Here is a 20,593-nt window from a genome sequence, read left to right on the forward strand (position 1 = left end):
CCACCTGGTGGGAATATATGTTCTGTTTTTGGTGTGAAAGAAAAGCCCTTTGAAGGGCTCTTCGTTACGCTGCTGTTGTCTGAGATTTGTCTTTTCTAACGAGTCCCATGATACCAGGGATAATAAGAAGTACAGCAGGCAGTAAGTAGAATAAAGAAATACAAATTATGCCACCGACACCGGAAATGATGAGTAAGATTCCACCTAGTTTTCCTTTCTTTCTAACAATTACAGAAGCAACAATACCAAGGATGGAGAGGAAGATAGCGCCCCAACCTAAACCGATAATATCGCTTGTGCCAGATGAGTTAAAAGAGGCATCAAGACCACCAACAATTAACGCCAAAAAGGCTCCAATAAATCCAAAAATTCCACCAATTAGACCTAAAACAAATTCAGTTGTTCTTTTCATTTCAAAATCCCCTTACTTAACTGGTACTGTGATTGATACTGCTTTGTTATTCATAAAGTCTTCAGTTATAACTTCACCAAAGTTCAATTTGATTTCTTTAACGCTATCAACGTCAATCTCTTTTCCTTCAGGAGCCGTAAATTCAAGAACTCCTTCTTGTTTAACGCCACCTTGAACTTCTCCGCCAACTTCTCCATCTGTTAAGAACATGTTTGCAGATAACTGCATGCTGCCAATAACTGCATTTCCTTGGTCAGGATAGAAAGTTAGGACCTTGTCGGTAGTATTTTCAATGTTTAGACCAACGTTTATTTTGTCTTTCATGATCTTTACGTCGCCCAGGTTAACTTTCATTCCCAGAGCTTCAGCAGATTGTTTGCTTGCATCGACTTTTTTAGAGCCGTCATCTTTAGTCTCTTCAGTTTTTTTGTCTTTTGAATCACTACTCCCTGTAGAGACATCATCTGTCGAGCTACATGCTGCTAACGCAAGTGCTAGTCCCAAAGACATGAATAAAACGAACCACTTTTTCAACCTAATTCCCCCAGTTCATAAATTAGAATACCTATTAATAATCGGCTAAAACTGCCAAAAATTCAAGAGGATTTTGCCAAAAATGTTAATAGATTCATAAAATTAACGGGGATAAGATGGTGAATTCACTTAACGGATCACCTCAAAATTTGCGGTTGAAAGAGAATATAACCTCAAAGATCACCTCAATTTTTGAGGTTGAAATCTTTTCAACTGAATAGTTTACCTCAAATTTTGAGGCGAAGTGTTCAGCATTAATTAAACTAAACAAAACAATAATAATAAATAAAGAATAATGAGCTTGTTATATCATTATTTGTATCATTTGAGTTAATCATCATCTTTTGAACTTTTACGTCCTTTTGATTTTTCTTTCTCTTTTAGGTAATTGATAAAATCTATAGTTTGTCTACGGGCTTCCTCAGAAAAGTCCGCTGCTTCTTTAAAGGCAATTTGAAGGTCAGGATCATCTGTAACATTGTAAGGAGTCTTTTCTTCTTCGACCACAGGCTTTGTATTAGAGTAACCCAATAAATAATCGGTTGTTACTTCAAAGAAGTCGGCTATCTTTTTTAATGTTTCATAATCAGGCTGTCTATTTCCGATTTCATACTGAGACAAAGATGAACGTGTAATCTTCAATTTATCTGCTAAGCCCTGCTGTGTAAGCTTATTACTTTTTCGTAGTTCAACTAAACGGTCACTTAACATAATTAACTCCAACTTTCTTGTGACATTTTGATCCAATCACAATTATAAGACACATTATGTAGCAAAATAAACATTTGCCACAAAAAGTTGCAAAAGGATATTGACAGCCACAAAGTGTAGCATTATACTTTAGTTAAGTTGTTACTAATTGTGGCAAAAGTGAGGTGAGAAATTTGGAAAACGTTAAAGAAAGAAAACTCCTTTCAAACATTAGAAAATCAATAGGTTCACAACAGATAGTCGCCGATGATCTAAAAATATCGAGACAATATTTAAGTGCTTTAGAAACTGGTGAAAGAAATCCAACAGTAAAATTAATGGTCAAAATGTCTAAGTACTTCAACGTAAGTGAAAAAGAACTATTTCCCGATCTTTTTTTTGAAATCGAATGCCACGATTCGTTGCAAAAATCATATACAGCATAGGAGGTTACGAAATGACTCGCAATACAATGACCGTGCAGGAAGCGGCTGAATACCTTGGTGTTCACCACGACACGATTTACACAATGGTTCGTGAAAAAGAAATTCCACACTTCCGAGTGCGCACACGTATTTTCTTCACTAAGCACAACATAGATGCGTGGATCGAAGCACAGGAACAAGCAAATATGAAGGAGGCTCTATAGAGTGAATCAGATTGTTTTTATTGAAGGCAACCAAGCCGTAACAGACAGCCTGACGGTGGCTGAGGTATTCGGAAAACGACACGCCGATGTAATAAAAAGTATTGAAACACTCAATTGCTCCAAGGAATTTACTGAACGAAATTTTTCGTTGAGTGATTATCAAGATGCAACTGGTCGAACGTTAAAAAAATATCTAATCAAACGTGATGGACTCACATTTTTAGTTTTTGGTTATACAGGCGCAAAGGCAGCGATATTCAAAGAAAAATACATTGCGGAGTTTAACCGCATGGAAGCAGAGTTGCAAAAAATGACTCAGCCGTCCTACATGATCGAAGATCCAGTCAGCCGGGCAAAGCGATGGATCAGCGAGCAGGAAGAACGGCAGCAACTTGAACAAACATTGAAGATTCAAGAACCATTAGTCAACTTTGCACAGAGTTGTATGGCATCAGAAAGATCAATGCTTGTTCGTGAACTGGCAAAGCTTGCTTGTAAAAACGGCATTGTAATCGGTGAGAAACGGCTCTTTCAAAAGCTACGCGAATGGAAGATGATCATGGCCAATAGAAATGAGCCATACCAGGCATATATCGAGCGCGGTTACTTTGAAATCGCACAGGGGGTGCGAGATGTAAACGGCACGCAGAAGTCCTGGCTGACAATGCGTATCACTCCGAAGGGACAAGCCTTCATCATCAATAAGCTGAAACAGCAAGCGAGCTAGTTCCTTCATTAATTAAATTTTACCATTTAAAACTAAATATATCAGGGGGCGAACTTATGTCGAACAATCCATACAATATGGACAATTTACCCAGCATTCTCAGGCGGGAACGCAAAAGGGCGAAATTGTCGCAGTACCAAATTGGCAAGGTTATCGGGAAAAGAGATCAGTCGTATGTCTCGAATGTCGAAAACGGTATTTTTCCTTTAACGCCTGAATTGTGTATCAAGTGGTTTGAGGCTTGCGGGGCTTATGAACATATCGATCTCGTTCATTTCTTGTTTAAGCTTCATCCAACAGCAGCGGCGCCTATTGATCCAGCGTTAAATGAGAGCGCAAGTAGCGCAGTTATCAATATGATTCATCAGCTCGAAGAGGCATTACAAGCTACAAAGCATTTGGCGCGCTGGCTGGCAAATGATCGGCCCGGGAGGTCAGATGATTTACCGATGGGGGATATTAAACAAATATTTGATCTAATCCCAGCAAATAAAACACTGATTTATTCGTTAGTGCGGAGTCATGGATTGAATATGCAAGAACTGGCTGACAGGTGGACTCGCAAAGCATTAATGGATCGGGTTGCTATGGCAAAACAAGAAGAAAGGAAGGCCGTTTTAGTATGAAAACTAATCAGTTTTTGAAGTCAGATGTAGATGCAGCAAAAAGAAAAATTGAATCTGCGGAAGAGCTTTCTATCATGCTTTCAGAAGCACTACGTGATGGTGATTATGAAGAGGCAATCAGTCTCGCCGGGAGTATCAAAGTTCTTACTGAGGATATCAGCCGACTGGCTAATAAAGGTAAATTGTATGAAACAGCTATGAAAATGAAACAACGAGGTATCAATTTGGCAGTGATAAGTAGGTGTTTGGGATGAATCTTAGAAAATTTGAGCTCGCGGCAAGCTTCTTGCGACATGCCCAAAAGGCGGCATATTCAGAGGAAGATATCAAAGGAGCTGTGAGCATTCTCCATAAGGAATTTTACTCTTTAGAAAATGCAATCGACAGTCTTGCTGAACTTGCTAAAGCAAAAGAAGGAGCTGGAGAAGATTGAACATCGAAAACCCAATGATTCTGAACAACTGGCACGACAGGCTGACTGAGCCAGAAACACAAAAGGATTTTTTCGGGGATGAAGTAACACCAGTTGATGATTATATAATCGATTGCGGCGCGGTGATCTTGAGAGAGAACCTTGAACGCTATCTCAGGGAGCAGCTTGGTTTCAAATTTAAAAATGGGCAATAAAAAATCCACTCGGCAAAGTGGATTAGGTATGACTTGTTAAATTGATTGGTTAACTAATTATACCAAAATGCCCCATGAAAATCAATGGAGGTTGTTAGATATGAAATTGACGAGTGAACACATCAAATTAATGCGTGATGCTGATGAAATTGATTTATACATCGCTATTAGTCACCAAGAGAAAGAAAGATTTAAAGAAATACAGAAGTTTAACCCAGCCTTTATAAAGTGTTTTGAAGGTGATGAATTTGAAAGATTAACAGGTATAAAAGCGCCTGAAACTCCAAAAGAACAGATTTTAGCTGTATCACTTACTTATGATGGCAGAGCTTATTTGGAAAGGGAAGGAGAAAGAATTTTAGCGGAGGGGGATCGGCGATGACAAGAACAGTTAAAGTGGCATTCAGCGAGCGTGCGGAGGATCAGCAACGTTTAAGACAGGTCGGCGGTTCAATTGTATTCGCCAAAAACGGTAAAGCGCAGTTTAGTTTCCCTTCTATGGATCACTACTGGGAATGGCAGCGGCTTGGTGCAGAAGCGTACAAAAGAAAGGTGGGGCTGATCTGATGCAAGCCGAGGTTTTCGCTTCGACAGCGGACATGAGTCGGGACGAATGGCTTCTTGAGCGACGGAAGGGCATAGGCGGTTCTGATGCTTCCGTAATTTTAGGCATAAACAAATGGCAAACACCGTTTGAATTGTGGTTAGACAAAACAGGCCAGGTACCTGTAAGTGAATCAGGCAGTGAAGCTGCATACTTTGGCTCACTTCTTGAAGACGTTGTTGCAAAAGAGTTCGAGATTCGTAGCGGCAAAAAAGTTAGGCGGAGAAAAGCGATGCTCAGGCATCTCAAGCACGATTTTATACTGGCGAATGTTGACCGAATGATTGTTGGTGAAAAAGCCATTTTGGAGTGCAAAACCACGTCGGCATACAACCTGAAAGAGTGGGAAGATGATGAGATTCCCGACAGCTATATTGTGCAGGTTCAACACTATCTAGGAGTGCTGGGGTCTGAATATAAAAAAGCGTACTTCGCTGTCCTAATCGGCGGCAATAAATTCATTTGGAAAGAGATTGAGCGTGATGATGAGCTCATTGCGATGATCTTTCAAGCTGAGATTGAATTTTGGAATGAAAATGTATTGGGCGGACAGGCCCCTGTGCTTGATGGTTCGAGTGCAGCAGAAGAATATCTCAAGCAACGCTATGCCGAGGCAGAGGGCGGTAAAGTCGTTGATCTCACTTCAGCGAATAAAACACGGATTCAGCAATATTTGCAGCTTAAAGATCAGATCAACGAACTCCAATTGCAAGCGAAGGAATTAGAAAACCAGATTAAGCACGAAATGAAGGAAGCTGAATATGGCTTCATCGGAAACTATCAAACTAGTTGGAAGTCAGTTTCAACTAATCGGATCGACTCTAAGAAACTAAAAGAGCAGTTTCCAGACGTATACGAGAAAGTCATTAAAGAAGTCCAATTTAGACGCTTTGGAATCAAGGAGGTTAGCTGAATATGGCTACAAATCAATCGCTAAAAAGCAATATCCAGAAGAAACAAAACAGTGCTCCAGCACAACAGCAAGGGACAACAATGAAAGGTCTGCTTTCTTCTCCGGCAGTCATGAATCGTTTCGAAGAAGTTCTAGGGAAAAGGGCTTCCCAATTCACAGCGTCAATTCTGAGCCTTTACAACGGTGAAAAAATGCTCCAAAAGGCAGAGCCTATGAGCGTAATTTCATCGGCTATGGTGGCGGCTACGCTTGATCTGCCAGTGGATAAAAACTTGGGTTATGCCTGGATCGTTCCATATGGCGGCCGTGCACAATTTCAGCTTGGTTACAAAGGGTACATTCAGTTGGCTTTACGTACGGGTCAGTACAAATTCATCAATTGCATACCGGTCCATGAAGGAGAATTGCAAAAGTGGAACCCATTAACTGAGGAAATAGAAATTGATTTTGAAAAACGGGAATCAGATGTGGTTATTGGTTACGCTGCTTACTTTGAGCTTTTAAACGGTTTCCGGAAAACAGTGTATTGGACAAAGGCTCAAGTTGAAAAGCATAAAAAGAAGTTTAGTAAGTCGGACTTCGGCTGGAAAAACGATTGGGATGCAATGGCATTAAAAACTGTTTTGAAAGCGATTCTGAGCAAATGGGGCATCTTATCAGTAGAAATGCAGAAGGCTGTCATTGAGGACGATGAGGCACGAGAGCGCATTGACATCACTGACGAAATGTCTGAGCCAGAAATCATTGACGCAGAAGTATCAGAGGAAAAACCAAGTGCGCAGGATGCTGATCCTTTTGACGGCAAGCCTGTTGACATCAGTGACGATGACCTCCCATTTGATTAAGGTCGGCATCCCCTTCTGTTACAAGTGGCTGGCAGAAGGGGCGCCGAATCGCGCGCAGCTATTCCGTGCTTACGTCGAAGGCTATCTCAGAACTAATGAACCTGGCTTACGTTTAGTCCGCATCAGCGGAATGACAGCACTGTGTGAAAGGAAGTAGGTGAGCCATGAACTACCTGAAAGAAATGAACGGATTCATGAATTGGCTAGAAACGAATCCGTTGTCTGCTACAACTCAAGCATTATGGTTTCATCTTTTGCACATCAACAACAAGGCAGGGTGGCGGGAGTGGTTCACCACTTCAAATACCACTTTGCAAGCAAAGATTGAGATTTCCGAAAACACGTTGATCAAACACCGAAAGATGCTGATTGATCTTAAAAGAATTGAATATAAGCCGCAGGGGAGGAAAGCAGGGCAATACAGGATGATCTCATTTGAAACGCCTGTAACGGAGCAGGAACCTTCGGAAAAGCCTGTTCCTGAACCGACACCAGCACAAAAAAAGCAGCAGGAGGATGAGAAGAAAATGAAGAGTAACGCATTTGCATTTTTCGAGGATGAGGGATTTGGCCTTCTATCATCGTTCATGGCTGAGAAGCTTAATAGCTTGATAGACGATTATGGCGAAGATAAGGTGCTGGAGGCAATGAAAGAGGCAGTAACGCGGAACGCTCGCAACTTGGCCTACGTGCAGCGCATTCTCCAGTCAAATAAGAACAAAAGTAAGGAGTGGCAACATGGAAACACACAAAACGCAAAGTACGGACGCGGCAATGGCAGCAATACTGAAAAAGCTTCAGGAAAGGTCAGCCCAATTTTCGGCGGGGTCGGCCGGGTCAGAAGAAAAGGCTGAATACGAATGCCCGAAATGCAAAGATCAACTTGGCTACATCGAGAACAAGGACGGATATGAGGTTTGGGTCCGGTGTAAATGCATAGAGCGCCGACGGATCCGGAAGCTGATGAATTCTAGTGACATAACTGCTGAATTTGAGAAGTTGAAGTTCAAGAATTTTATCACCGACGGGAAGCCAGCTGTCGTGAAAGACACTTACGATACTGCGGTGGAATACTACAAGGATTTTGACAGCATCCGGGGCACCCGAAGCAACAGCATTGCATTACTGGGACAGCCGGGCTCAGGGAAGACGCACCTGTTAACAGCTATTTCAAACAAGCTGATCAAATCAAAGAACATCGCAGTTCAGTATTTTCCTTACGTGGAAGGCTTCAACGATCTGAAAGATGATTTTGACAAGCTTGAAGAAAAACTTAATCGCATGAAAGAGGTTGAAGTGCTGTTCATAGATGATCTGTTCAAGCCTGTGTACACAAATACCAAAGAAGGACGGATTAAGAAACCACGGGCAACCGATTGGCAGGTGGAGCAGACATACTCCGTCATCAATTATCGATATCTGAACCATAAACCGGTTCTTATCTCAAGTGAATTAGACATCGGAGAGCTGGTGGATATAGACGAAGCACTCGGCACCCGGATTTACGAAATGTGCGCGGATTATTGCGTGATCATCAAGGGCGACAGAATGCAATTAAATCATAGATTGGCAGGGTTGCGGAATGGATGAAAAAACGAACGTTATAGGATCCAAAGGAATGTATTTGTTCGGGCCTGCTGAACAAAAGGGCGGCAAGGACCTCACACCGGCTATCCGGGTGCTTGAGGAAAAGATCAGACAAATGGAGCTGATGCGCAGTGCTTAAAGCGGTGATCCTGCTGCCGGCCATCATACTGACCGCGCCGTACAAGGAAAGGCAGATCCAGCATTGGGAACAGATTGACGGGAGGTAAGGAGAATGAGGGAAATTAAGTTTCGGGCTTGGAGCAATAAATATCAGCATATGTTTAGGGGTAGTGAGATTTCACAAGACAGAAGCGGTTATACACACGGAATAGTCGATGCAGAGTTTAAAAATGAATTTGAACCGGAATTTGACAGTCCGTTTGCTTGGATTGGCCGTGTAGATTTTAAAAAGTCATCTGATGGACGTGTTGCTGCTTTAGGTCAGAACCCAGATGATGAACCCTTTTATTTGATGCAATACACCGGATTGAAGGACAAAAGCGAGGCCAGGCAGGAGATTTGGGAGGGAGACATTCGAAAAGACGCTTTGGGGAGAATATTTAAGGTTGTTTACGACAATGATTTGGCCGCATTTTACGGAGAATATACTAACGGGCATTATGAGTCTCTTGGTGATTGCGGGCCGGATTCTGAATTTCTCGGACAGTCTATCAAAATCCTGAGCTTTTGGAGGCATCACATGTTAGCCAATAAATACGGCGCCAGAAAAACACTAGTGGACGGCATCACGTTCGATAGCCGGGCCGAAGCTAAATACTATGAGCAGCTGAAATGGCTCAAGGTGAGCAAGCAGATCAAAGATTTTAAGCTGCAGCCACGGTTCCTATTGCAAGAGGCATTCAAAAAGAACGGCAAAACTTTTCGGAAGATTGAATATATTGCAGACTTTGAGGTTCATAACTTGGACGGCAGCATCGAGATCATTGACATCAAGGGCGTGGAAACAAAGGAATTTGCCATCAAACGCAAGCTGTATGAGCGGCTTTATGATACGCCACTCAAGGTGCTGGCTCTGGATAAGTCACTTGGCTTCATCGAGCTGGACGAGCTGAAAAAACTCAAAAGAAAGGCGGAAAAGTCCACTGTTAAACGTGGTAATCGCAGACGATCGGCCGTTGTGGGTGCAGGAAGAAGATAATCTCATGGCCTGTATGACACGTTGCTCTCAGTTTAAGGCATGCGCCAGCCGAATGGGTTCTGATTGTAAGAAGCTCGGCGGCACGGAAATTCCCAAAATCAATTCAGGAGGTAGATACCATGGAACAGCAAAGCATCAATCCTTACCTGCCAGGACCGGTTGAGGAATGGAAGATGACACCGGAACAGCTGGCGGAATACGTGAAAAAGCATCCGATCGTTTACCGGGAGGAATTGAAACCATCGCCAACATTCACAATGGCCGGATGGAAACCTGATCACTATTAAACACAAAAAAAGCACCGAAGCAGAGCCCCGGCGCTTTGATATGAACTGGTACTTCTATCATAGCACAGGGGGCGCTAAGAATGTACAACCCAAGAGAAATTAATTTAAGCAAAGATACAACAATCGAACAGGCAATTGAGCCGGGCAAAATACAGATCATCGTTTTAGACGGGAGCCAGGGCACCGCACATGTCTTGGAAGCCCCGGAGCATGGCAAAACAATCATTCAAACGGCAAAGGGAAGCTTTGCTCGAGTTGATCATGAAATAGGTTTCAAAATCAAATAGCAGGGGCTTTCCCCTGCGGGGGAGGAACGGACATGGATAAATTACAGGAAGTTAAAAAATTTGAAATTACCATCTTCACGAGTTGGTTAAAGAAATACGCCGAATGCGGGGAAGGTTTAGAAAAAGCTTGGCACTTTCTGATTGAACAAGCTGAACTGGCTGAAAAGCGTCAGGAAATCATCAAGGAAAACAAGCGTCAGCAGGAAGTAGCGGTTCATCAATTCAAGCAGGCACAGGAAGAGATTCGGCTGCTTAAACAGGAAAATGCGCGATATGAATATCTTTTAGGTGAGTCGGAGTTGAGCGATAAAATTCAAAGCATTTGTGATCATTGTAAACTCACTAGCGGTGGTAGGGAGATAACCATAAAAGACGAAGAATTCGGCTTTCTAATTGAGGAGGCCAATAAATCACATCGGCTACAAGAGGAGAACAAGCGTTATAAAAACGCATTAAAATTTTACGCGGAAGAAACAACATACACAGTAGAATTTGAAGACTGTCCGCCTCCTATTGATATGGATTGGGGAGATACCGCAAAAAAAGCATTAGTAGGTGATGCGGAATGATTCCTTTACAAGTAGAGCTTCAGCGGGCAGTCAAAGCCACGAAAGACGAAGCGATGACAGTTGAGCAGGCGGCGGAACATTTGAAAGTGCATCCAGATTACATACCGGTGCTCGTGGCAAAATCAGACGATCTGAAAATGATCGGTGATGAAACTATCATCGCAAAGCGTGATAAGACAAACGGTTGGCTCATTGGGGCGATGGTTTTGGTTTTATTCTTTGCAATCGCAGTCGGCTGGGAATAGGGGGATAGGGACTTTTTATAAAGCCCCGTAAGGAAAGTGAGTTAAACCATAAAGAATGGCTGCAGTTGCTAAAACACTGAATAAAATTCCAGCCAGTGGTTTTTCAAGAACAAATCTTATGTAGTCCAAAAACTTACCTCCAAACATACTTGATTAGTTCAATAGTAACAAATGGAAGAGTGAATTTCTGTTAAATCTTCATTACAAAAGGGAAGGTGAGCATGATCGAATACAGCTGCCCTGAATGTGGTCACAACGAATTAGATATAAAAATCCGCCCAGATGCTGCTTTTAAAATGAAAAAAAGCAATCAAAAATAGATTGCTTTTTCCAGAAGTCAATTAGTTGTAAACATTACCAGCGAAATTCACTGGGTAACTGCCAAGGTTGGTAACCCTAACATAGTATTTATCTGTAACTTTTATATTGGAGCTGGTAAAGGATAAAGTTGGCCAAGTACGTCCATCACTTGCTTTAACTTCACCATAATAACTGACTTGAGACACCGTGTTACCGGTAGATGCATTTTTTAATTCGTACTTAAGATACGCAGCTGCGTTGGCTCTTTCAGATTCTTGCCACCCTTTATAATTTGTTCCAGTATTATTTGATAGGGTAAACACTTGTGAGTCTAAATAATCCTTGTTTGAACCATTAGCTTCTAGTCTGCCACCAACATATACAACACTTGCAGCTATCGATGCTTTCCCATTTGTGGTGAAAATAGAGTCAGTTTGAAATTTATTAGGGACAGGCAAGACCTCCCCTTTACTATCTAAACTTGTAGCACTGGCAATTGAGCCTGATCCTAAAATAGCTGAAGTTAATAAGGTGGTTGTTACTAACTTTTTAAAATTCATTATCAACACTCCTTTAGTTTTTTGATACACCTAAAGAATTCGTCCTAGGTTAAAAATAAACCTGTAAATAAATGTTAATTATTTGTGAACAATAGGGGGATTGGATGGCACTTAGAATACTATTTCTATTGATGGGATGCGGATTCTGGATATATTTCCAACACGATTACAGGCCGGACATGAAAGCGAACCTTGCTTTGATCGGGGCAATCATTTCATTCACGGCTGCGGCTTACTTTAAAGATATTGATAAGTATATAGAGAAGAGGGAAGACAAATGATTTTAGTTCTGGTTCTAGTTCTATATCTAGCATCCATACCTTTTGCATGGTTAATGACAAAGTTAGGGCATCAAATTGCTTTTAAAAGCATATCACCAAACTTTTCAGATGCTGTAATTGTGTTTATTCCAATTTTAAATATTTTTGCTGGTTTGTTTTATTTAGCTGAGATTTCAAAAACCAAATATAGAGGCAAAGTTGATACCAGCAAATTCTTTAAATTATAGAAAGCAATATATAGAGTCTAGTATAATAATACCTAAAAAGGGGTTTATTATGAGCTGGGCACAATTCTTTACTATAGCGTTAACTGCAATTTTATCAGCGCTCTTTGCAAATTTCGCAACATATCTAAAAGAAAAGAAAATACGTAATGAAAATGCATCAGTGAAATACAAAGAAGAAGCATTGAGCAAAATTTATACACCTATATATAGAATAGTTACGAAAGAATTATATACGGCAAAAGGATATGACGGTTTAAATCATGAACAAATCACTCAGGTAAAAGGTTTTGTTGATAACTTCCCTGAATATTGCACAGCAGAATTAATTCATTTAGTAAATCATCTGTTTGATGATTCAGCAAGATTAGATGACATGGCTAAAATGGGATATTCTGAACCGTCAAAAGTTGATGGGGATAGCAGACTTTATAATTATGTAACAAATAAATTTAATTCGATTAGAAAAGAATTAGGGATGATAACTAAATAAATGGTCCAAGACGGAAAGCCTGCGGACACTGATCGCTGTACAGAGAAATCTGTGCTTTGGTCGGTGTCCTTTTTTTATTTCGCAACTATCTGGATGTCTATCGCGATTACTAGTGATGAAAGGAGTGATGAGACATGAAACAGTCCAAAAAGAAGCCATCACAGAAGCAACAGGAGCGCTCAGATCGTTTCTGGCAACAAATGATGAACACGAACATGCAAACACTCAGACGCGGCAAAGGCGGCGCTTTTAAGCGTAAATAAGAGGAGGATAAACATGCAAGATTTAATCATTGAATATAAAAGAGCGTTAAAAGAAGTGAGAAAGATGTACCGGGCATACTCGGAAACGCCAGAAATTGAAATGAAAGCAGGACAAAAGAATGACAAGAAAATCATTGGTAATATGATCAGCGATATTGAATTCACTCTCGAATGGCTGCAGAACGGGAGACAACCAGGAGCACGCCGGGGAGCTGACAGAAGGGACGTTTATCAAAGAACGATTCTTGCTGATTCACGTATCATTGATGCAATGCCAGAAGAATATGCGATCAATCAGGAGCCAGAAGGAGAGGTAAGCGATTGGGACAAAGAAAGAATTGCTGATGCTCTTTCTGTCCTTACCGAAAGAGAAAAGGACATTTTCATCATGCACACTGTGCAAAACATGTCTTTTGAAGAGATCGCCCAGCTGCTGAACATTAAAAAAGGAACAGTGCAGAAAAACATTGAGCGTTCCCGTTTGAAAATGAAAAATAGAGCAGAACACAGCCTATTCTGTTTAGCCGAATAGGCTTTTTGTTTTATTTAAAAGTAAGAAAAAATCCTTTAAAACTACTTTTGATATAGTTATAATCATATTGGTTACTTTTTCAATATTAGGGAATTTAAAGAGGGCGCTGTTGATGTACAATCTAAAAGAACGTGATGCAATTAAAAGGTTTTTAAATGAGGAGATCGTTAATACAAGCGAAGCAATTGAAATATTGGGCTTTACTCGTCAATATCTCAATCGGCTAATTAAAACGGGTCAACTTGAACCGGTTAAAGAAATGCCGAGGGACAGACTTTTTATAAAAGAGGATATATTGGAATTCCAAAAGCATAGGAAGAAATGAGCACCCGGATAATGGGTGTGTTTTATGTCCTGATATACCTTAAAGAGGACTAAATTAATAAGCCCCCAGGTATAAAAAGAGGTGGAAAAATGAAGGACTTTTTTGTGGGTTTCTGGAGAAAGATATACAACCGAAAGAAAAATGAGGTTGAGAAGATACCCTTTGATGAGATAACAGAAGTAACAAAATATCTTGAATTCTTTGGTAAACCTTATAAAAAAGGATCTACAATCAAGGATGAAGAAGATTTCAAAACAAAAATTAGGCTAGAAAAGCTTAAAGAAAATCAGCTAAATAAATTAATTAATAAATTAGATGGTAGTTTAGAAGTTTCTAACGATACTTCTAATTTAACCCCGATTCCTTTCGCTATAAATACAGCAGTAATGACAAGTACGGTGAGTATTATTACAAGTTTAATTGCTTTTTACACTGCAACAGCTAATTCATTTTCAAAGATAGCACTAGACATAGATGAAAAGAAAACAATCAAGCCTTCAGAGCTATTTCAAATGATTATAGATGGAGGATTAGACTTAGGTTCTGTTGCTGTTATTTTAGCTGTTCTTCTGTATTTTATAATAATGGGAATTTGGCTTCGAATCACTACAAAAAGAACTGAATTTTCATCAAAATTACGATGTTATAAGATGCTTTTGGAAGAAATAATTGAAGAGGAATCAGAAACTGAAGAAAAGAAAAATGGACAAACAGAAGATATAAAAAAAGAAAAACAAACAAAAAAGAACAGAAAAAAAAGAAATAAAAAGTGAGACTCTTGAGTCTTCGTTTGACAAATTTTATAAAAGGATAGTTGGGAGAGAAGATATTGAATAAAGAAAAATTGAGATATGCTATAGCTAAAGAGATATATGAAGGTAACACCCCTTTGACAGAAAAGGACTTTGAAGTTTCCGAAGATCATTTTGATGAAGCAGTGAACTTTTTAAAACGGGAAAATTATTTAATCGGTGTTTTTTATTCAGATAATCGTCCGCATTTATATAAACTAGGTCCTGAACTAACTGAAAAGGGTGAAAACTTTTTAAAAGAGAATGGCGCTTGGTCCAAGACTTATAAAACTATTAAAGAAATAAGGGATTGGATTAAATGAACAAGAGTATCTTATGAGGACTTTCGTCTTACGGTTGCCACCTATTTATGAAGAGCGCTTTCGTTCGACAAATTTTGCGAATGTTACCATTGTCATACTCCTTAACCGATAATAAGGTAGGGGGGTGAATAGCTTGAAGCCAATGGTGAAAGAATTTCATGATTTTTTAGAGAAGCAAGGGCATAGATCATGGGACGATATAGAAAAAGAAATGCAAGATGAGTTGTGGCGAATTGGAAATAAGTACAATGTATCGGGTCCTACTGTATTCCATGAGTATATGGACTGGAGAGCAAGTCAACTGAAGAAATAAAGGTAGCATCCTGCGGGGTGCTTTTTTTGTTCCCTGTAAACTGCTTCCGGTAAGTCTCAGGATAGACTATTGGCGGTTAACGGCTTGAGCACGGTGGTGGTTTAGAGGGAATATCTTTTCCAAAACAACACGAATCAGAAGGGGGCGGCGGTGAATGTAGATGGCCGAAAAGCACATTCAGGCGTATAAGGATTACGTCAAAGGCATGAAATACAAGGACCTTGCCGAAAAATACGGGGTGTCAGTGAACACCATAAAATCGTGGAAGCAGCGGCATGGTTGGGAAAGGAAAAAGGGTGCACCCATTGAAAAAAGTGTGCACACAAAAAAAGGCGGGCAACCGGGCAACAAAAATGCATTAGGGAACAACGGCGGCGCACCACAGAAGAATCAAAACGCTGTTACTCACGGCTTTTTCTCTAAATTCTTGCCAGAAGAAACACTTAAGATCATGGAAGAGATTCAGGAGCGTTCGCCAGCTGATATGATATGGGATCAAATTCAGATTCAATATGCGGCTATTATCCGGGCGCAGCGCATCATGCACGTACAGGATAAAGACGATATGACTAAGGTTTTGAAAAAAGAGAAACCGGGTGCATTTGGCGATGAGCAAGAATGGGAGTTTCAATTCGGTTGGGATCGTCATGCAACCTTCCTGAACGCTCAATCTCGGGCAATGGGGGAGCTGAGGAGCTTGATAAAGCAATTTGATCAGCTGGCCCATGAACAAGATGAACGGCGCCTTAAATTGGAGCAAATGCGCTTGAATATCGAGAAGGCGAAGAAAGATATTAACGGCGATAACGGAAACTCTAAAGAAAATGAAGTTGCTGCCATGCTGCGGAAGATGGTGAAACCTCATGGAACTTAACTCTAAGCAACAAGAGGTATGGAATAGCTTTATTGAAGAACAGCCGAAAATCTTAATATGCAGCGGGGCGAAAAGGGCAGGGAAAACATTCGTGCTCCTTTTGACGTTCCTCGGGCATATCAGCAAATATCAAAACATGGGGCTTTCTTTTATCATCGGCGGGGCAACTCAGGCTTCTATAAAGCGGAATATACTAAATGATTTAGAGCTGATCCTAGGGAAAGAATTGCGCCTTGATAAAGCGAATGCCGTTGAGATATTCGGCAACCGTGTTTATTGCTTTGATGGTGCAAATGCAGACTCATGGAAAAAGGCGCGGGGTTTCACGTCAGCTGGCGCATTCTTAAACGAAGCGACGGCCCTGCATGATTCATTCGTGAAGGAAGTCATTTCACGTTGCTCCTATAAGGGTGCAATGGTCATGATGGATACAAACCCTGAAAACCCGATGCACACCGTCAAAACGGACTATATCGACAAAGACGGGCAGCGGCTGAAAAACGGCCGGCTGAATATCCGGTCTTTTCACTTCTCGTTATTTGATAACAACTTTCTTGATCCTGAGTATGTCGAAAGTATTGTTGCTTCAACACCGAGCGGTATGTTTACGGACCGGGATATTTACGGCTATTGGGTTGCTCCAGAAGGCGTAATATATAAGGATTTCAACAAAGACAAGCACTATATCAGTTCTAAAGAAATGGAAAATAGACAAATCAACTTCACAAAATACTTTGCTGGAGTTGACTGGGGATATGAGCACCCGGGTTCTATAGTCGTAATCGGACAAGATGACCAAGGGTGTTTTTATTTGCTCGAAGAACATTCTAAGCAACACGAAGAGATTGATTACTGGGTGAAGGTAGCAAAGGACATCAAAGGGCGATACGGCAACATTAATTTCTACTGTGATACAGCACGGCCAGAACACGTTGTTCGTTTCCGACGTGAAAAACTTCGGGCTATCAATGCTGATAAAGCTGTCGTATCCGGCATAGAAGAAGTGGCGCGGCTGTTCAAACAAGAACAGCTTTTTGTCGTTGAAGACAAAGTTGACCGATTTAAAAAAGAAATCTTTATGTATGTCTGGAATCAGAAGACAGGCGAACCAGTTAAGGAATGGGACGATGTTCTGGACTCCATGCGTTATGCCCTTTATACGAACAACAAACCAATGAGACGAAAAGGGAAGGGGTGATCATGTGAATCATTTGATAGATAAGATCAGAGCTTCAGGAATTACATCTGAATTGATTGCAGACATCATCGAAGCGCATAAAAGCGATCATGATAGAATGAAAAACTTATACGACCGATACAAGGCAGAGGTTCAGGGCGTGCCGATCTTAACCAGAGAAGCCATTGAGTATGAGGATTTCGAGACCGGCCATGTTAAGCGGATAGATCATAAGGTCAATAACAAGCTTAATAACTCATTTGATTCAGACATTGTTGATACGAAGGTGGGCTATCTCTTCGGACATCCGATCACATATGAGTTTGATGACAAGCGAGAGGCGGGCACTACTTCTTCCGGAAAGCAGATGATTGATGACTTTAACACTTTGAATAATATTGCTGACGAAGATAGTGAATGGGGGAAGATGGCTACCATTTGCGGTTATGGGGCTCGGCTGGCTTACATTGACCGATCCGGTAACGAACGAGTCAAAAACATTGAACCATGGGAAGCGGTTATCCTCAGCGATGGGAATATTCATGAACCAGAATATGCTTTGCGTTATTACGAGACATATAACGGGCAGCAAAAAGCGGAATTTTACGATAGCAAAACGATTTATTATTTTAGTACAAAAGATAGTTCAGCTTTTACCCTGGACCGCAAACAGCCCCATATGTTTGATGGCTGCCCTTTATTCGGGCTGGCAAACAATAAAGAGCTCAAAGGCGATGCCGAGAAGGTATTGTCTCTTATTGATGCCTATGACCGGACCCTGTCAGACGCCTCAAATGAAATTGAGCAGTACAGACTGGCGTACTTGATCCTAAAGGGACTGGGAGCCGATGAGGACACACTCCAACAGCTTAAAAAGACTGGGATTCTTGAACTTTACGATGAAAAAGACGATGTCAGCTATCTGACAAAGGATATAAATGACGCAATCATTGAAAATCACTTGAATCGGCTCGAAGAAAACATTCTCCGTTTTGCAAAGTCGGTCAATTTCTCTGATGAATCATTTGGCGGGAATGTCACTGGCGTTGCAATGAAATTTAAATTGATGGCGCTTGAGAATAAGTGCATCACGATGGAACGGAAAATGACTGCTGCCCTCCGTTATCAATACAAGTTGATCTTTTCAGCTTGGGCAACGAAAAATAAAGCTAAAGCAGAAGATTATTTGAAAGTATGGTTCGGATTCAAGCGTAACCTTCCAGCCAACGTTCTTGAAGAGGCACAGACAACATCGCAGCTTAAAGGCTTAATCAGCGAAGAAACACGCCTTTCTCTCTTGTCCTTTGTCGATGATGTTCAGTATGAGCTTCACAAGATGAAAGAGGAGGAAGAGGAGTACAGGAACAGCATGCCACCGTTGACTGATATCGAAACAGATACGGGCGGTGATGAAGATGAACCAGAATGATATTGATAAGTACCTGGATGACATGATCACAGAGGACGCGAAAAAGATTGATGTCGTTTTTGCTCAACGGCTAAAAGAGATCAATCAACAAATCGCGGCCCTTTATGCGAAATACGGCAGAGATGGTCAGCTATCCATGGCTGATATGAATAAATACAACCGGTTCAAAAAAGAAATGGAGCGCATGACTGAGGAATCCAGTAAGGCATTCAAAACTATCCTCACAATCGTTGAAGCTTTGGCTGCTAAGCAATTCCTTGAGAGTTACATGCGCTCTGCCTATTTGTACGAGATGGAAGCTGCAGTTGATTTAGGCTTCAGCATTCCTACTGTCGAAGTAATCAAGCAGGCTATATTAAACCCGATAGCTGAATTGACTCTCTCAGCTTTGTATAAGCGCCACAGGGATGACTATGTTCGGCAAATACAGATTTCAATTGCTCAAGGTATTCAAGCTGGGGAAGATTACTCCAAGATTGCCCGGCGTATTGAGCAAACGACCGAATTTGCCCGCAGAAAGGCTCGTGACGTGGCGAGAACAGAGACTCATAGGGTACAAGTCTCGGCGAGGATGAAAAGCGCTGAGCAGGCTTCTAAAAAGAGCAAACTCGAAAAGATGTGGAATGCGACTCTTGATCTAAAGACTCGTTCCGGTCACAGGAAGCTTGATGGCAAGACTGTTGGACGAAACGGCCTATTCAAATCAATATATGGCGGCGTCGGACCGGCTCCGGGGCACATGAATAATGCCAAGGATGATATTAACTGCCGTTGTACGATTGCTTTCAAAGTAAACGGCGTGCTACCGGATACAAGAAGGGCCCGTAAGCACGGCAATGGTGCTGGCGAGACTATCCCATACCAAACCTATGAAGAGTGGTATAAAAAGATTTCTAAGGAAACAAATAACAGTTGAAAGATACTATGTTATTCTCTTATTAAATTCATTTTAATTGGAGAGTGTGGACATGGAGTATGATATCAGCTGTATTCCTGAAAAAGCATTTAAACATGCATTGGATTTGTTGAAGAAAAAAGGGATTATTCTGGATGAAAACACGTATCTAGGAAGCGTTTATTTTAACAATGCAAGTATTGCTTTAATAGAAACCTTTAAAAAAATGGGCTATGAAGGAACATTAGATAGCTATGCTGTTTATTTTAATACGTATGGAGCTGTCTACGCTATTTTTGATACAGAAGATTTTCCAGACTATAAAAAAGTCAAAGCGTATTTAGAAAATTATGTGGAAAACTATAGGAAATAAATTATCCCCGTCCTGAGCATGACGTAAAAAGGCTTATTTTTCATGCACTCATAACAGGCGCGCACTGTAGAGGGCGAAGGAGGAAGAACTGTAATGCCAACATTAGACGAAGTGAAAAAATTTCTCGAAGAAAATAAAGAGAACGAAGAAGTAAAAGCATTTGTAGGAGAACTTTCGGCCGTATCAGCAGATAAGGTGGAAGGGTTCCTCGAAACAGACGAAGGGAAACGACTTATTCAGCCTCGGTTGGATTCCCATTTTACGAAAGGCCTTGAGACATGGAAGGCGAACAACCTCGATGCTCTGGTTGATGCAAAAGTAAAAGAGCTTTATCCGGAAGAAACAGAGGAACAAAAGCGTATCAGGAAGCTGGAAAAAGAGCTGGAAGATCAGAAGACAGCAGCACAACGTGAAAAGCTTTTAAACAAAGCTGTCTCTTATGCTTCTGAAAAGCAACTGCCGGCAGATGTAGTGGAATTCTTTATCGGTGAGGATGAAGAATCAACGATGAAGAACCTCGGAGCATTCGAAGAGAAATACAATGCTGCACTTCAAAAGGCGATTGAATCCAAGTTCCAAGAGAATGGCCGTGATGTTCAGTCCGGCAGCAATGAACCGACAAATCAAAGTTTAGATATTAGCTCGCTTGCAGCTGAAGCAAGTATTAGAAAATAAGGAG

Annotated in this window: 38 protein-coding genes and 1 pseudogene; 35 read left to right on the forward strand and 4 right to left on the reverse strand. The window is 41.0% G+C overall.

Going from position 1 to position 20,593, the window contains the following annotated elements; translation table 11 throughout:
* Window positions 1–64: 64 nt before the first annotated feature.
* The 3 genes from NYE20_RS06490 to NYE20_RS06500 form a co-directional block, all read right to left on the reverse strand.
* Entirely contained in the window at window positions 65–412 is a 348-nt protein-coding gene (locus NYE20_RS06490; protein ID WP_033884323.1) for a DUF4064 domain-containing protein, read from the reverse strand.
* A gap of 12 nt (window positions 413–424) precedes the next feature.
* Window positions 425–946, reverse strand: coding sequence for a hypothetical protein (locus NYE20_RS06495; RefSeq protein ID WP_090558330.1), 522 nt, complete (start codon window positions 944–946; stop codon window positions 425–427).
* Window positions 947–1,276: 330 nt separating this feature from the next.
* Window positions 1,277–1,657 (reverse strand): helix-turn-helix transcriptional regulator, encoded by a 381-nt coding sequence (locus NYE20_RS06500; protein ID WP_061188384.1) that lies wholly within the window; start codon window positions 1,655–1,657, stop codon window positions 1,277–1,279.
* A 173-nt stretch (window positions 1,658–1,830) separates the two neighbouring features.
* Between NYE20_RS06500 and NYE20_RS06505 the strand changes: the two genes are divergently transcribed.
* The 20 genes and pseudogenes from NYE20_RS06505 (at window position 1,831) to NYE20_RS06600 (ending at window position 10,761) form a co-directional block, all read left to right on the forward strand.
* Window positions 1,831–2,082, forward strand: a complete 252-nt coding sequence (locus tag NYE20_RS06505) for a helix-turn-helix transcriptional regulator (RefSeq protein ID WP_061188385.1) — start codon at window positions 1,831–1,833, stop codon at window positions 2,080–2,082.
* A gap of 11 nt (window positions 2,083–2,093) precedes the next feature.
* Window positions 2,094–2,285, forward strand: coding sequence for a helix-turn-helix domain-containing protein (locus NYE20_RS06510; protein WP_061188386.1), 192 nt, complete (start codon window positions 2,094–2,096; stop codon window positions 2,283–2,285).
* Window position 2,286: 1 nt separating this feature from the next.
* Window positions 2,287–3,012 (forward strand): phage regulatory protein/antirepressor Ant, encoded by a 726-nt coding sequence (locus NYE20_RS06515; protein WP_061188387.1) that lies wholly within the window; start codon window positions 2,287–2,289, stop codon window positions 3,010–3,012.
* Between the two features lie 56 nt (window positions 3,013–3,068).
* Entirely contained in the window at window positions 3,069–3,638 is a 570-nt protein-coding gene (locus NYE20_RS06520; RefSeq protein ID WP_061188388.1) for a helix-turn-helix transcriptional regulator, read from the forward strand.
* A complete protein-coding gene (locus NYE20_RS06525) occupies window positions 3,635–3,892 on the forward strand; it encodes a YqaH family protein (protein ID WP_061188389.1) in 258 nt (85 codons plus the stop codon). Before NYE20_RS06520 ends, NYE20_RS06525 begins: the two co-directional genes overlap by 4 nt.
* Entirely contained in the window at window positions 3,889–4,071 is a 183-nt protein-coding gene (locus NYE20_RS06530) for a hypothetical protein (RefSeq protein WP_061188390.1), read from the forward strand. The genes NYE20_RS06525 and NYE20_RS06530 overlap by 4 nt, the downstream gene beginning before the upstream one ends.
* Window positions 4,072–4,085: 14 nt before the next feature.
* On the forward strand, window positions 4,086–4,265 hold the full coding sequence (locus NYE20_RS06535; protein ID WP_088884317.1) for a hypothetical protein: 180 nt from the start codon (window positions 4,086–4,088) through the stop codon (window positions 4,263–4,265).
* Between the two features lie 100 nt (window positions 4,266–4,365).
* Window positions 4,366–4,647 (forward strand): hypothetical protein, encoded by a 282-nt coding sequence (locus NYE20_RS06540; RefSeq protein ID WP_061188392.1) that lies wholly within the window; start codon window positions 4,366–4,368, stop codon window positions 4,645–4,647.
* Complete coding sequence (locus NYE20_RS06545) at window positions 4,644–4,832, forward strand: hypothetical protein (RefSeq protein WP_061188393.1); 189 nt, start codon at window positions 4,644–4,646, stop codon at window positions 4,830–4,832. Before NYE20_RS06540 ends, NYE20_RS06545 begins: the two co-directional genes overlap by 4 nt.
* The gene (locus NYE20_RS06550) at window positions 4,832–5,782 is read left to right on the forward strand and encodes a YqaJ viral recombinase family protein (protein WP_061188394.1); all 951 of its coding nucleotides are present in this window, start codon (window positions 4,832–4,834) and stop codon (window positions 5,780–5,782) included. Before NYE20_RS06545 ends, NYE20_RS06550 begins: the two co-directional genes overlap by 1 nt.
* A gap of 2 nt (window positions 5,783–5,784) precedes the next feature.
* Entirely contained in the window at window positions 5,785–6,627 is an 843-nt protein-coding gene (locus NYE20_RS06555; RefSeq protein WP_085186883.1) for a recombinase RecT, read from the forward strand.
* Between the two features lie 164 nt (window positions 6,628–6,791).
* Window positions 6,792–7,481 carry a DnaD domain protein gene (locus NYE20_RS06560; RefSeq protein WP_061188395.1) on the forward strand — a complete coding sequence of 230 codons (690 nt, stop codon included), beginning with the start codon at window positions 6,792–6,794 and terminating at the stop codon, window positions 7,479–7,481.
* Window positions 7,366–8,217 carry an ATP-binding protein gene (locus tag NYE20_RS06565; protein WP_241777408.1) on the forward strand — a complete coding sequence of 284 codons (852 nt, stop codon included), beginning with the start codon at window positions 7,366–7,368 and terminating at the stop codon, window positions 8,215–8,217. The genes NYE20_RS06560 and NYE20_RS06565 overlap by 116 nt, the downstream gene beginning before the upstream one ends.
* Window positions 8,210–8,353, forward strand: coding sequence for a hypothetical protein (locus NYE20_RS06570; protein ID WP_038428453.1), 144 nt, complete (start codon window positions 8,210–8,212; stop codon window positions 8,351–8,353). The genes NYE20_RS06565 and NYE20_RS06570 overlap by 8 nt, the downstream gene beginning before the upstream one ends.
* 138 nt (window positions 8,354–8,491) lie before the next feature.
* Window positions 8,492–8,818: pseudogene (locus NYE20_RS06575) on the forward strand (YopX family protein); the annotation flags it as partial.
* A gap of 96 nt (window positions 8,819–8,914) precedes the next feature.
* On the forward strand, window positions 8,915–9,373 hold the full coding sequence (locus NYE20_RS06580) for a DUF1064 domain-containing protein (protein ID WP_061188398.1): 459 nt from the start codon (window positions 8,915–8,917) through the stop codon (window positions 9,371–9,373).
* A gap of 119 nt (window positions 9,374–9,492) precedes the next feature.
* Complete coding sequence (locus NYE20_RS06585; RefSeq protein ID WP_176720973.1) at window positions 9,493–9,660, forward strand: hypothetical protein; 168 nt, start codon at window positions 9,493–9,495, stop codon at window positions 9,658–9,660.
* A gap of 80 nt (window positions 9,661–9,740) precedes the next feature.
* Window positions 9,741–9,947 carry an XtrA/YqaO family protein gene (locus tag NYE20_RS06590; protein WP_017697395.1) on the forward strand — a complete coding sequence of 69 codons (207 nt, stop codon included), beginning with the start codon at window positions 9,741–9,743 and terminating at the stop codon, window positions 9,945–9,947.
* Between the two features lie 32 nt (window positions 9,948–9,979).
* Window positions 9,980–10,516: a hypothetical protein gene (locus NYE20_RS06595; protein WP_061188399.1), complete on the forward strand. Its 537-nt coding sequence runs from the start codon at window positions 9,980–9,982 to the stop codon at window positions 10,514–10,516.
* Complete coding sequence (locus NYE20_RS06600; protein WP_061188400.1) at window positions 10,513–10,761, forward strand: hypothetical protein; 249 nt, start codon at window positions 10,513–10,515, stop codon at window positions 10,759–10,761. Before NYE20_RS06595 ends, NYE20_RS06600 begins: the two co-directional genes overlap by 4 nt.
* Window positions 10,762–11,102: 341 nt before the next feature.
* Here the strand turns inward: NYE20_RS06600 and NYE20_RS06605 are convergent, their stop codons facing one another.
* Window positions 11,103–11,621: a hypothetical protein gene (locus NYE20_RS06605; RefSeq protein ID WP_061187540.1), complete on the reverse strand. Its 519-nt coding sequence runs from the start codon at window positions 11,619–11,621 to the stop codon at window positions 11,103–11,105.
* A 104-nt stretch (window positions 11,622–11,725) separates the two neighbouring features.
* Here NYE20_RS06605 and NYE20_RS06610 point away from each other — a divergent pair, with 104 nt between their 5' ends.
* From NYE20_RS06610 to NYE20_RS06680, 15 genes are all read left to right on the forward strand, one after another.
* Window positions 11,726–11,902, forward strand: coding sequence for a hypothetical protein (locus NYE20_RS06610; RefSeq protein WP_163136108.1), 177 nt, complete (start codon window positions 11,726–11,728; stop codon window positions 11,900–11,902).
* Complete coding sequence (locus tag NYE20_RS06615) at window positions 11,899–12,129, forward strand: hypothetical protein (RefSeq protein WP_061187541.1); 231 nt, start codon at window positions 11,899–11,901, stop codon at window positions 12,127–12,129. Before NYE20_RS06610 ends, NYE20_RS06615 begins: the two co-directional genes overlap by 4 nt.
* A gap of 49 nt (window positions 12,130–12,178) precedes the next feature.
* Window positions 12,179–12,619: a hypothetical protein gene (locus tag NYE20_RS06620; RefSeq protein ID WP_061187542.1), complete on the forward strand. Its 441-nt coding sequence runs from the start codon at window positions 12,179–12,181 to the stop codon at window positions 12,617–12,619.
* Window positions 12,620–12,753: 134 nt separating this feature from the next.
* The gene (locus tag NYE20_RS06625) at window positions 12,754–12,882 is read left to right on the forward strand and encodes a hypothetical protein (protein ID WP_061187543.1); all 129 of its coding nucleotides are present in this window, start codon (window positions 12,754–12,756) and stop codon (window positions 12,880–12,882) included.
* Window positions 12,883–12,895: 13 nt separating this feature from the next.
* Window positions 12,896–13,414 (forward strand): sigma-70 family RNA polymerase sigma factor, encoded by a 519-nt coding sequence (locus NYE20_RS06630; protein WP_061187544.1) that lies wholly within the window; start codon window positions 12,896–12,898, stop codon window positions 13,412–13,414.
* Window positions 13,415–13,526: 112 nt separating this feature from the next.
* Window positions 13,527–13,739: a helix-turn-helix domain-containing protein gene (locus tag NYE20_RS06635; protein WP_061187545.1), complete on the forward strand. Its 213-nt coding sequence runs from the start codon at window positions 13,527–13,529 to the stop codon at window positions 13,737–13,739.
* Window positions 13,740–13,828: 89 nt separating this feature from the next.
* Entirely contained in the window at window positions 13,829–14,512 is a 684-nt protein-coding gene (locus tag NYE20_RS06640) for a hypothetical protein (protein WP_061187546.1), read from the forward strand.
* A 56-nt stretch (window positions 14,513–14,568) separates the two neighbouring features.
* Window positions 14,569–14,853, forward strand: a complete 285-nt coding sequence (locus NYE20_RS06645) for a YjcQ family protein (RefSeq protein WP_061187547.1) — start codon at window positions 14,569–14,571, stop codon at window positions 14,851–14,853.
* 133 nt (window positions 14,854–14,986) lie between these two features.
* A complete protein-coding gene (locus tag NYE20_RS06650; protein ID WP_061187548.1) occupies window positions 14,987–15,166 on the forward strand; it encodes a hypothetical protein in 180 nt (59 codons plus the stop codon).
* 160 nt (window positions 15,167–15,326) lie between these two features.
* On the forward strand, window positions 15,327–16,040 hold the full coding sequence (gene terS / locus NYE20_RS06655) for a phage terminase small subunit (RefSeq protein WP_161621498.1): 714 nt from the start codon (window positions 15,327–15,329) through the stop codon (window positions 16,038–16,040).
* Window positions 16,030–17,238, forward strand: a complete 1,209-nt coding sequence (locus NYE20_RS06660) for a PBSX family phage terminase large subunit (protein ID WP_061187151.1) — start codon at window positions 16,030–16,032, stop codon at window positions 17,236–17,238. The genes terS and NYE20_RS06660 overlap by 11 nt, the downstream gene beginning before the upstream one ends.
* A 4-nt stretch (window positions 17,239–17,242) precedes the next feature.
* Window positions 17,243–18,646, forward strand: a complete 1,404-nt coding sequence (locus NYE20_RS06665) for a phage portal protein (protein WP_061187152.1) — start codon at window positions 17,243–17,245, stop codon at window positions 18,644–18,646.
* Window positions 18,633–19,562, forward strand: coding sequence for a phage minor head protein (locus NYE20_RS06670; protein WP_061187153.1), 930 nt, complete (start codon window positions 18,633–18,635; stop codon window positions 19,560–19,562). The genes NYE20_RS06665 and NYE20_RS06670 overlap by 14 nt, the downstream gene beginning before the upstream one ends.
* 52 nt (window positions 19,563–19,614) lie before the next feature.
* Window positions 19,615–19,914: a hypothetical protein gene (locus tag NYE20_RS06675; RefSeq protein WP_061187154.1), complete on the forward strand. Its 300-nt coding sequence runs from the start codon at window positions 19,615–19,617 to the stop codon at window positions 19,912–19,914.
* Between the two features lie 93 nt (window positions 19,915–20,007).
* On the forward strand, window positions 20,008–20,589 hold the full coding sequence (locus tag NYE20_RS06680) for a DUF4355 domain-containing protein (RefSeq protein ID WP_061187155.1): 582 nt from the start codon (window positions 20,008–20,010) through the stop codon (window positions 20,587–20,589).
* The last annotated feature ends 4 nt before the right edge of the window (window positions 20,590–20,593 follow it).

This window comes from Bacillus sp. FSL R5-0416 (assembly GCF_037975425.1).
GTDB classification, from domain to species: domain Bacteria; phylum Bacillota; class Bacilli; order Bacillales; family Bacillaceae; genus Bacillus; species Bacillus subtilis.

Coding starts and splice junctions, on each gene's coding strand:
- NYE20_RS06620 (WP_061187542.1), top strand. CDS start 12,179: ATGAGCTGGGCACAATTCTTTACTATAGCGTTAACTGCAATTTTATCA.
- NYE20_RS06640 (WP_061187546.1), top strand. CDS start 13,829: ATGAAGGACTTTTTTGTGGGTTTCTGGAGAAAGATATACAACCGAAAG.
- NYE20_RS06600 (WP_061188400.1), top strand. CDS start 10,513: ATGATTCCTTTACAAGTAGAGCTTCAGCGGGCAGTCAAAGCCACGAAA.
- NYE20_RS06540 (WP_061188392.1), top strand. CDS start 4,366: ATGAAATTGACGAGTGAACACATCAAATTAATGCGTGATGCTGATGAA.
- NYE20_RS06605 (WP_061187540.1), bottom strand. CDS start 11,621: ATGAATTTTAAAAAGTTAGTAACAACCACCTTATTAACTTCAGCTATT.
- NYE20_RS06580 (WP_061188398.1), top strand. CDS start 8,915: ATGTTAGCCAATAAATACGGCGCCAGAAAAACACTAGTGGACGGCATC.
- NYE20_RS06520 (WP_061188388.1), top strand. CDS start 3,069: ATGTCGAACAATCCATACAATATGGACAATTTACCCAGCATTCTCAGG.
- NYE20_RS06630 (WP_061187544.1), top strand. CDS start 12,896: ATGCAAGATTTAATCATTGAATATAAAAGAGCGTTAAAAGAAGTGAGA.
- NYE20_RS06590 (WP_017697395.1), top strand. CDS start 9,741: ATGTACAACCCAAGAGAAATTAATTTAAGCAAAGATACAACAATCGAA.
- NYE20_RS06500 (WP_061188384.1), bottom strand. CDS start 1,657: ATGTTAAGTGACCGTTTAGTTGAACTACGAAAAAGTAATAAGCTTACA.
- NYE20_RS06510 (WP_061188386.1), top strand. CDS start 2,094: ATGACTCGCAATACAATGACCGTGCAGGAAGCGGCTGAATACCTTGGT.
- NYE20_RS06570 (WP_038428453.1), top strand. CDS start 8,210: ATGGATGAAAAAACGAACGTTATAGGATCCAAAGGAATGTATTTGTTC.
- NYE20_RS06625 (WP_061187543.1), top strand. CDS start 12,754: ATGAAACAGTCCAAAAAGAAGCCATCACAGAAGCAACAGGAGCGCTCA.
- terS (WP_161621498.1), top strand. CDS start 15,327: ATGGCCGAAAAGCACATTCAGGCGTATAAGGATTACGTCAAAGGCATG.
- NYE20_RS06615 (WP_061187541.1), top strand. CDS start 11,899: ATGATTTTAGTTCTGGTTCTAGTTCTATATCTAGCATCCATACCTTTT.
- NYE20_RS06595 (WP_061188399.1), top strand. CDS start 9,980: ATGGATAAATTACAGGAAGTTAAAAAATTTGAAATTACCATCTTCACG.
- NYE20_RS06560 (WP_061188395.1), top strand. CDS start 6,792: ATGAACTACCTGAAAGAAATGAACGGATTCATGAATTGGCTAGAAACG.
- NYE20_RS06565 (WP_241777408.1), top strand. CDS start 7,366: ATGGAAACACACAAAACGCAAAGTACGGACGCGGCAATGGCAGCAATA.
- NYE20_RS06555 (WP_085186883.1), top strand. CDS start 5,785: ATGGCTACAAATCAATCGCTAAAAAGCAATATCCAGAAGAAACAAAAC.
- NYE20_RS06535 (WP_088884317.1), top strand. CDS start 4,086: ATGATTCTGAACAACTGGCACGACAGGCTGACTGAGCCAGAAACACAA.
- NYE20_RS06530 (WP_061188390.1), top strand. CDS start 3,889: ATGAATCTTAGAAAATTTGAGCTCGCGGCAAGCTTCTTGCGACATGCC.
- NYE20_RS06610 (WP_163136108.1), top strand. CDS start 11,726: ATGGCACTTAGAATACTATTTCTATTGATGGGATGCGGATTCTGGATA.
- NYE20_RS06675 (WP_061187154.1), top strand. CDS start 19,615: ATGGAGTATGATATCAGCTGTATTCCTGAAAAAGCATTTAAACATGCA.
- NYE20_RS06550 (WP_061188394.1), top strand. CDS start 4,832: ATGCAAGCCGAGGTTTTCGCTTCGACAGCGGACATGAGTCGGGACGAA.
- NYE20_RS06525 (WP_061188389.1), top strand. CDS start 3,635: ATGAAAACTAATCAGTTTTTGAAGTCAGATGTAGATGCAGCAAAAAGA.
- NYE20_RS06585 (WP_176720973.1), top strand. CDS start 9,493: ATGGAACAGCAAAGCATCAATCCTTACCTGCCAGGACCGGTTGAGGAA.
- NYE20_RS06490 (WP_033884323.1), bottom strand. CDS start 412: ATGAAAAGAACAACTGAATTTGTTTTAGGTCTAATTGGTGGAATTTTT.
- NYE20_RS06545 (WP_061188393.1), top strand. CDS start 4,644: ATGACAAGAACAGTTAAAGTGGCATTCAGCGAGCGTGCGGAGGATCAG.
- NYE20_RS06635 (WP_061187545.1), top strand. CDS start 13,527: ATGTACAATCTAAAAGAACGTGATGCAATTAAAAGGTTTTTAAATGAG.
- NYE20_RS06680 (WP_061187155.1), top strand. CDS start 20,008: ATGCCAACATTAGACGAAGTGAAAAAATTTCTCGAAGAAAATAAAGAG.
- NYE20_RS06660 (WP_061187151.1), top strand. CDS start 16,030: ATGGAACTTAACTCTAAGCAACAAGAGGTATGGAATAGCTTTATTGAA.
- NYE20_RS06670 (WP_061187153.1), top strand. CDS start 18,633: ATGAACCAGAATGATATTGATAAGTACCTGGATGACATGATCACAGAG.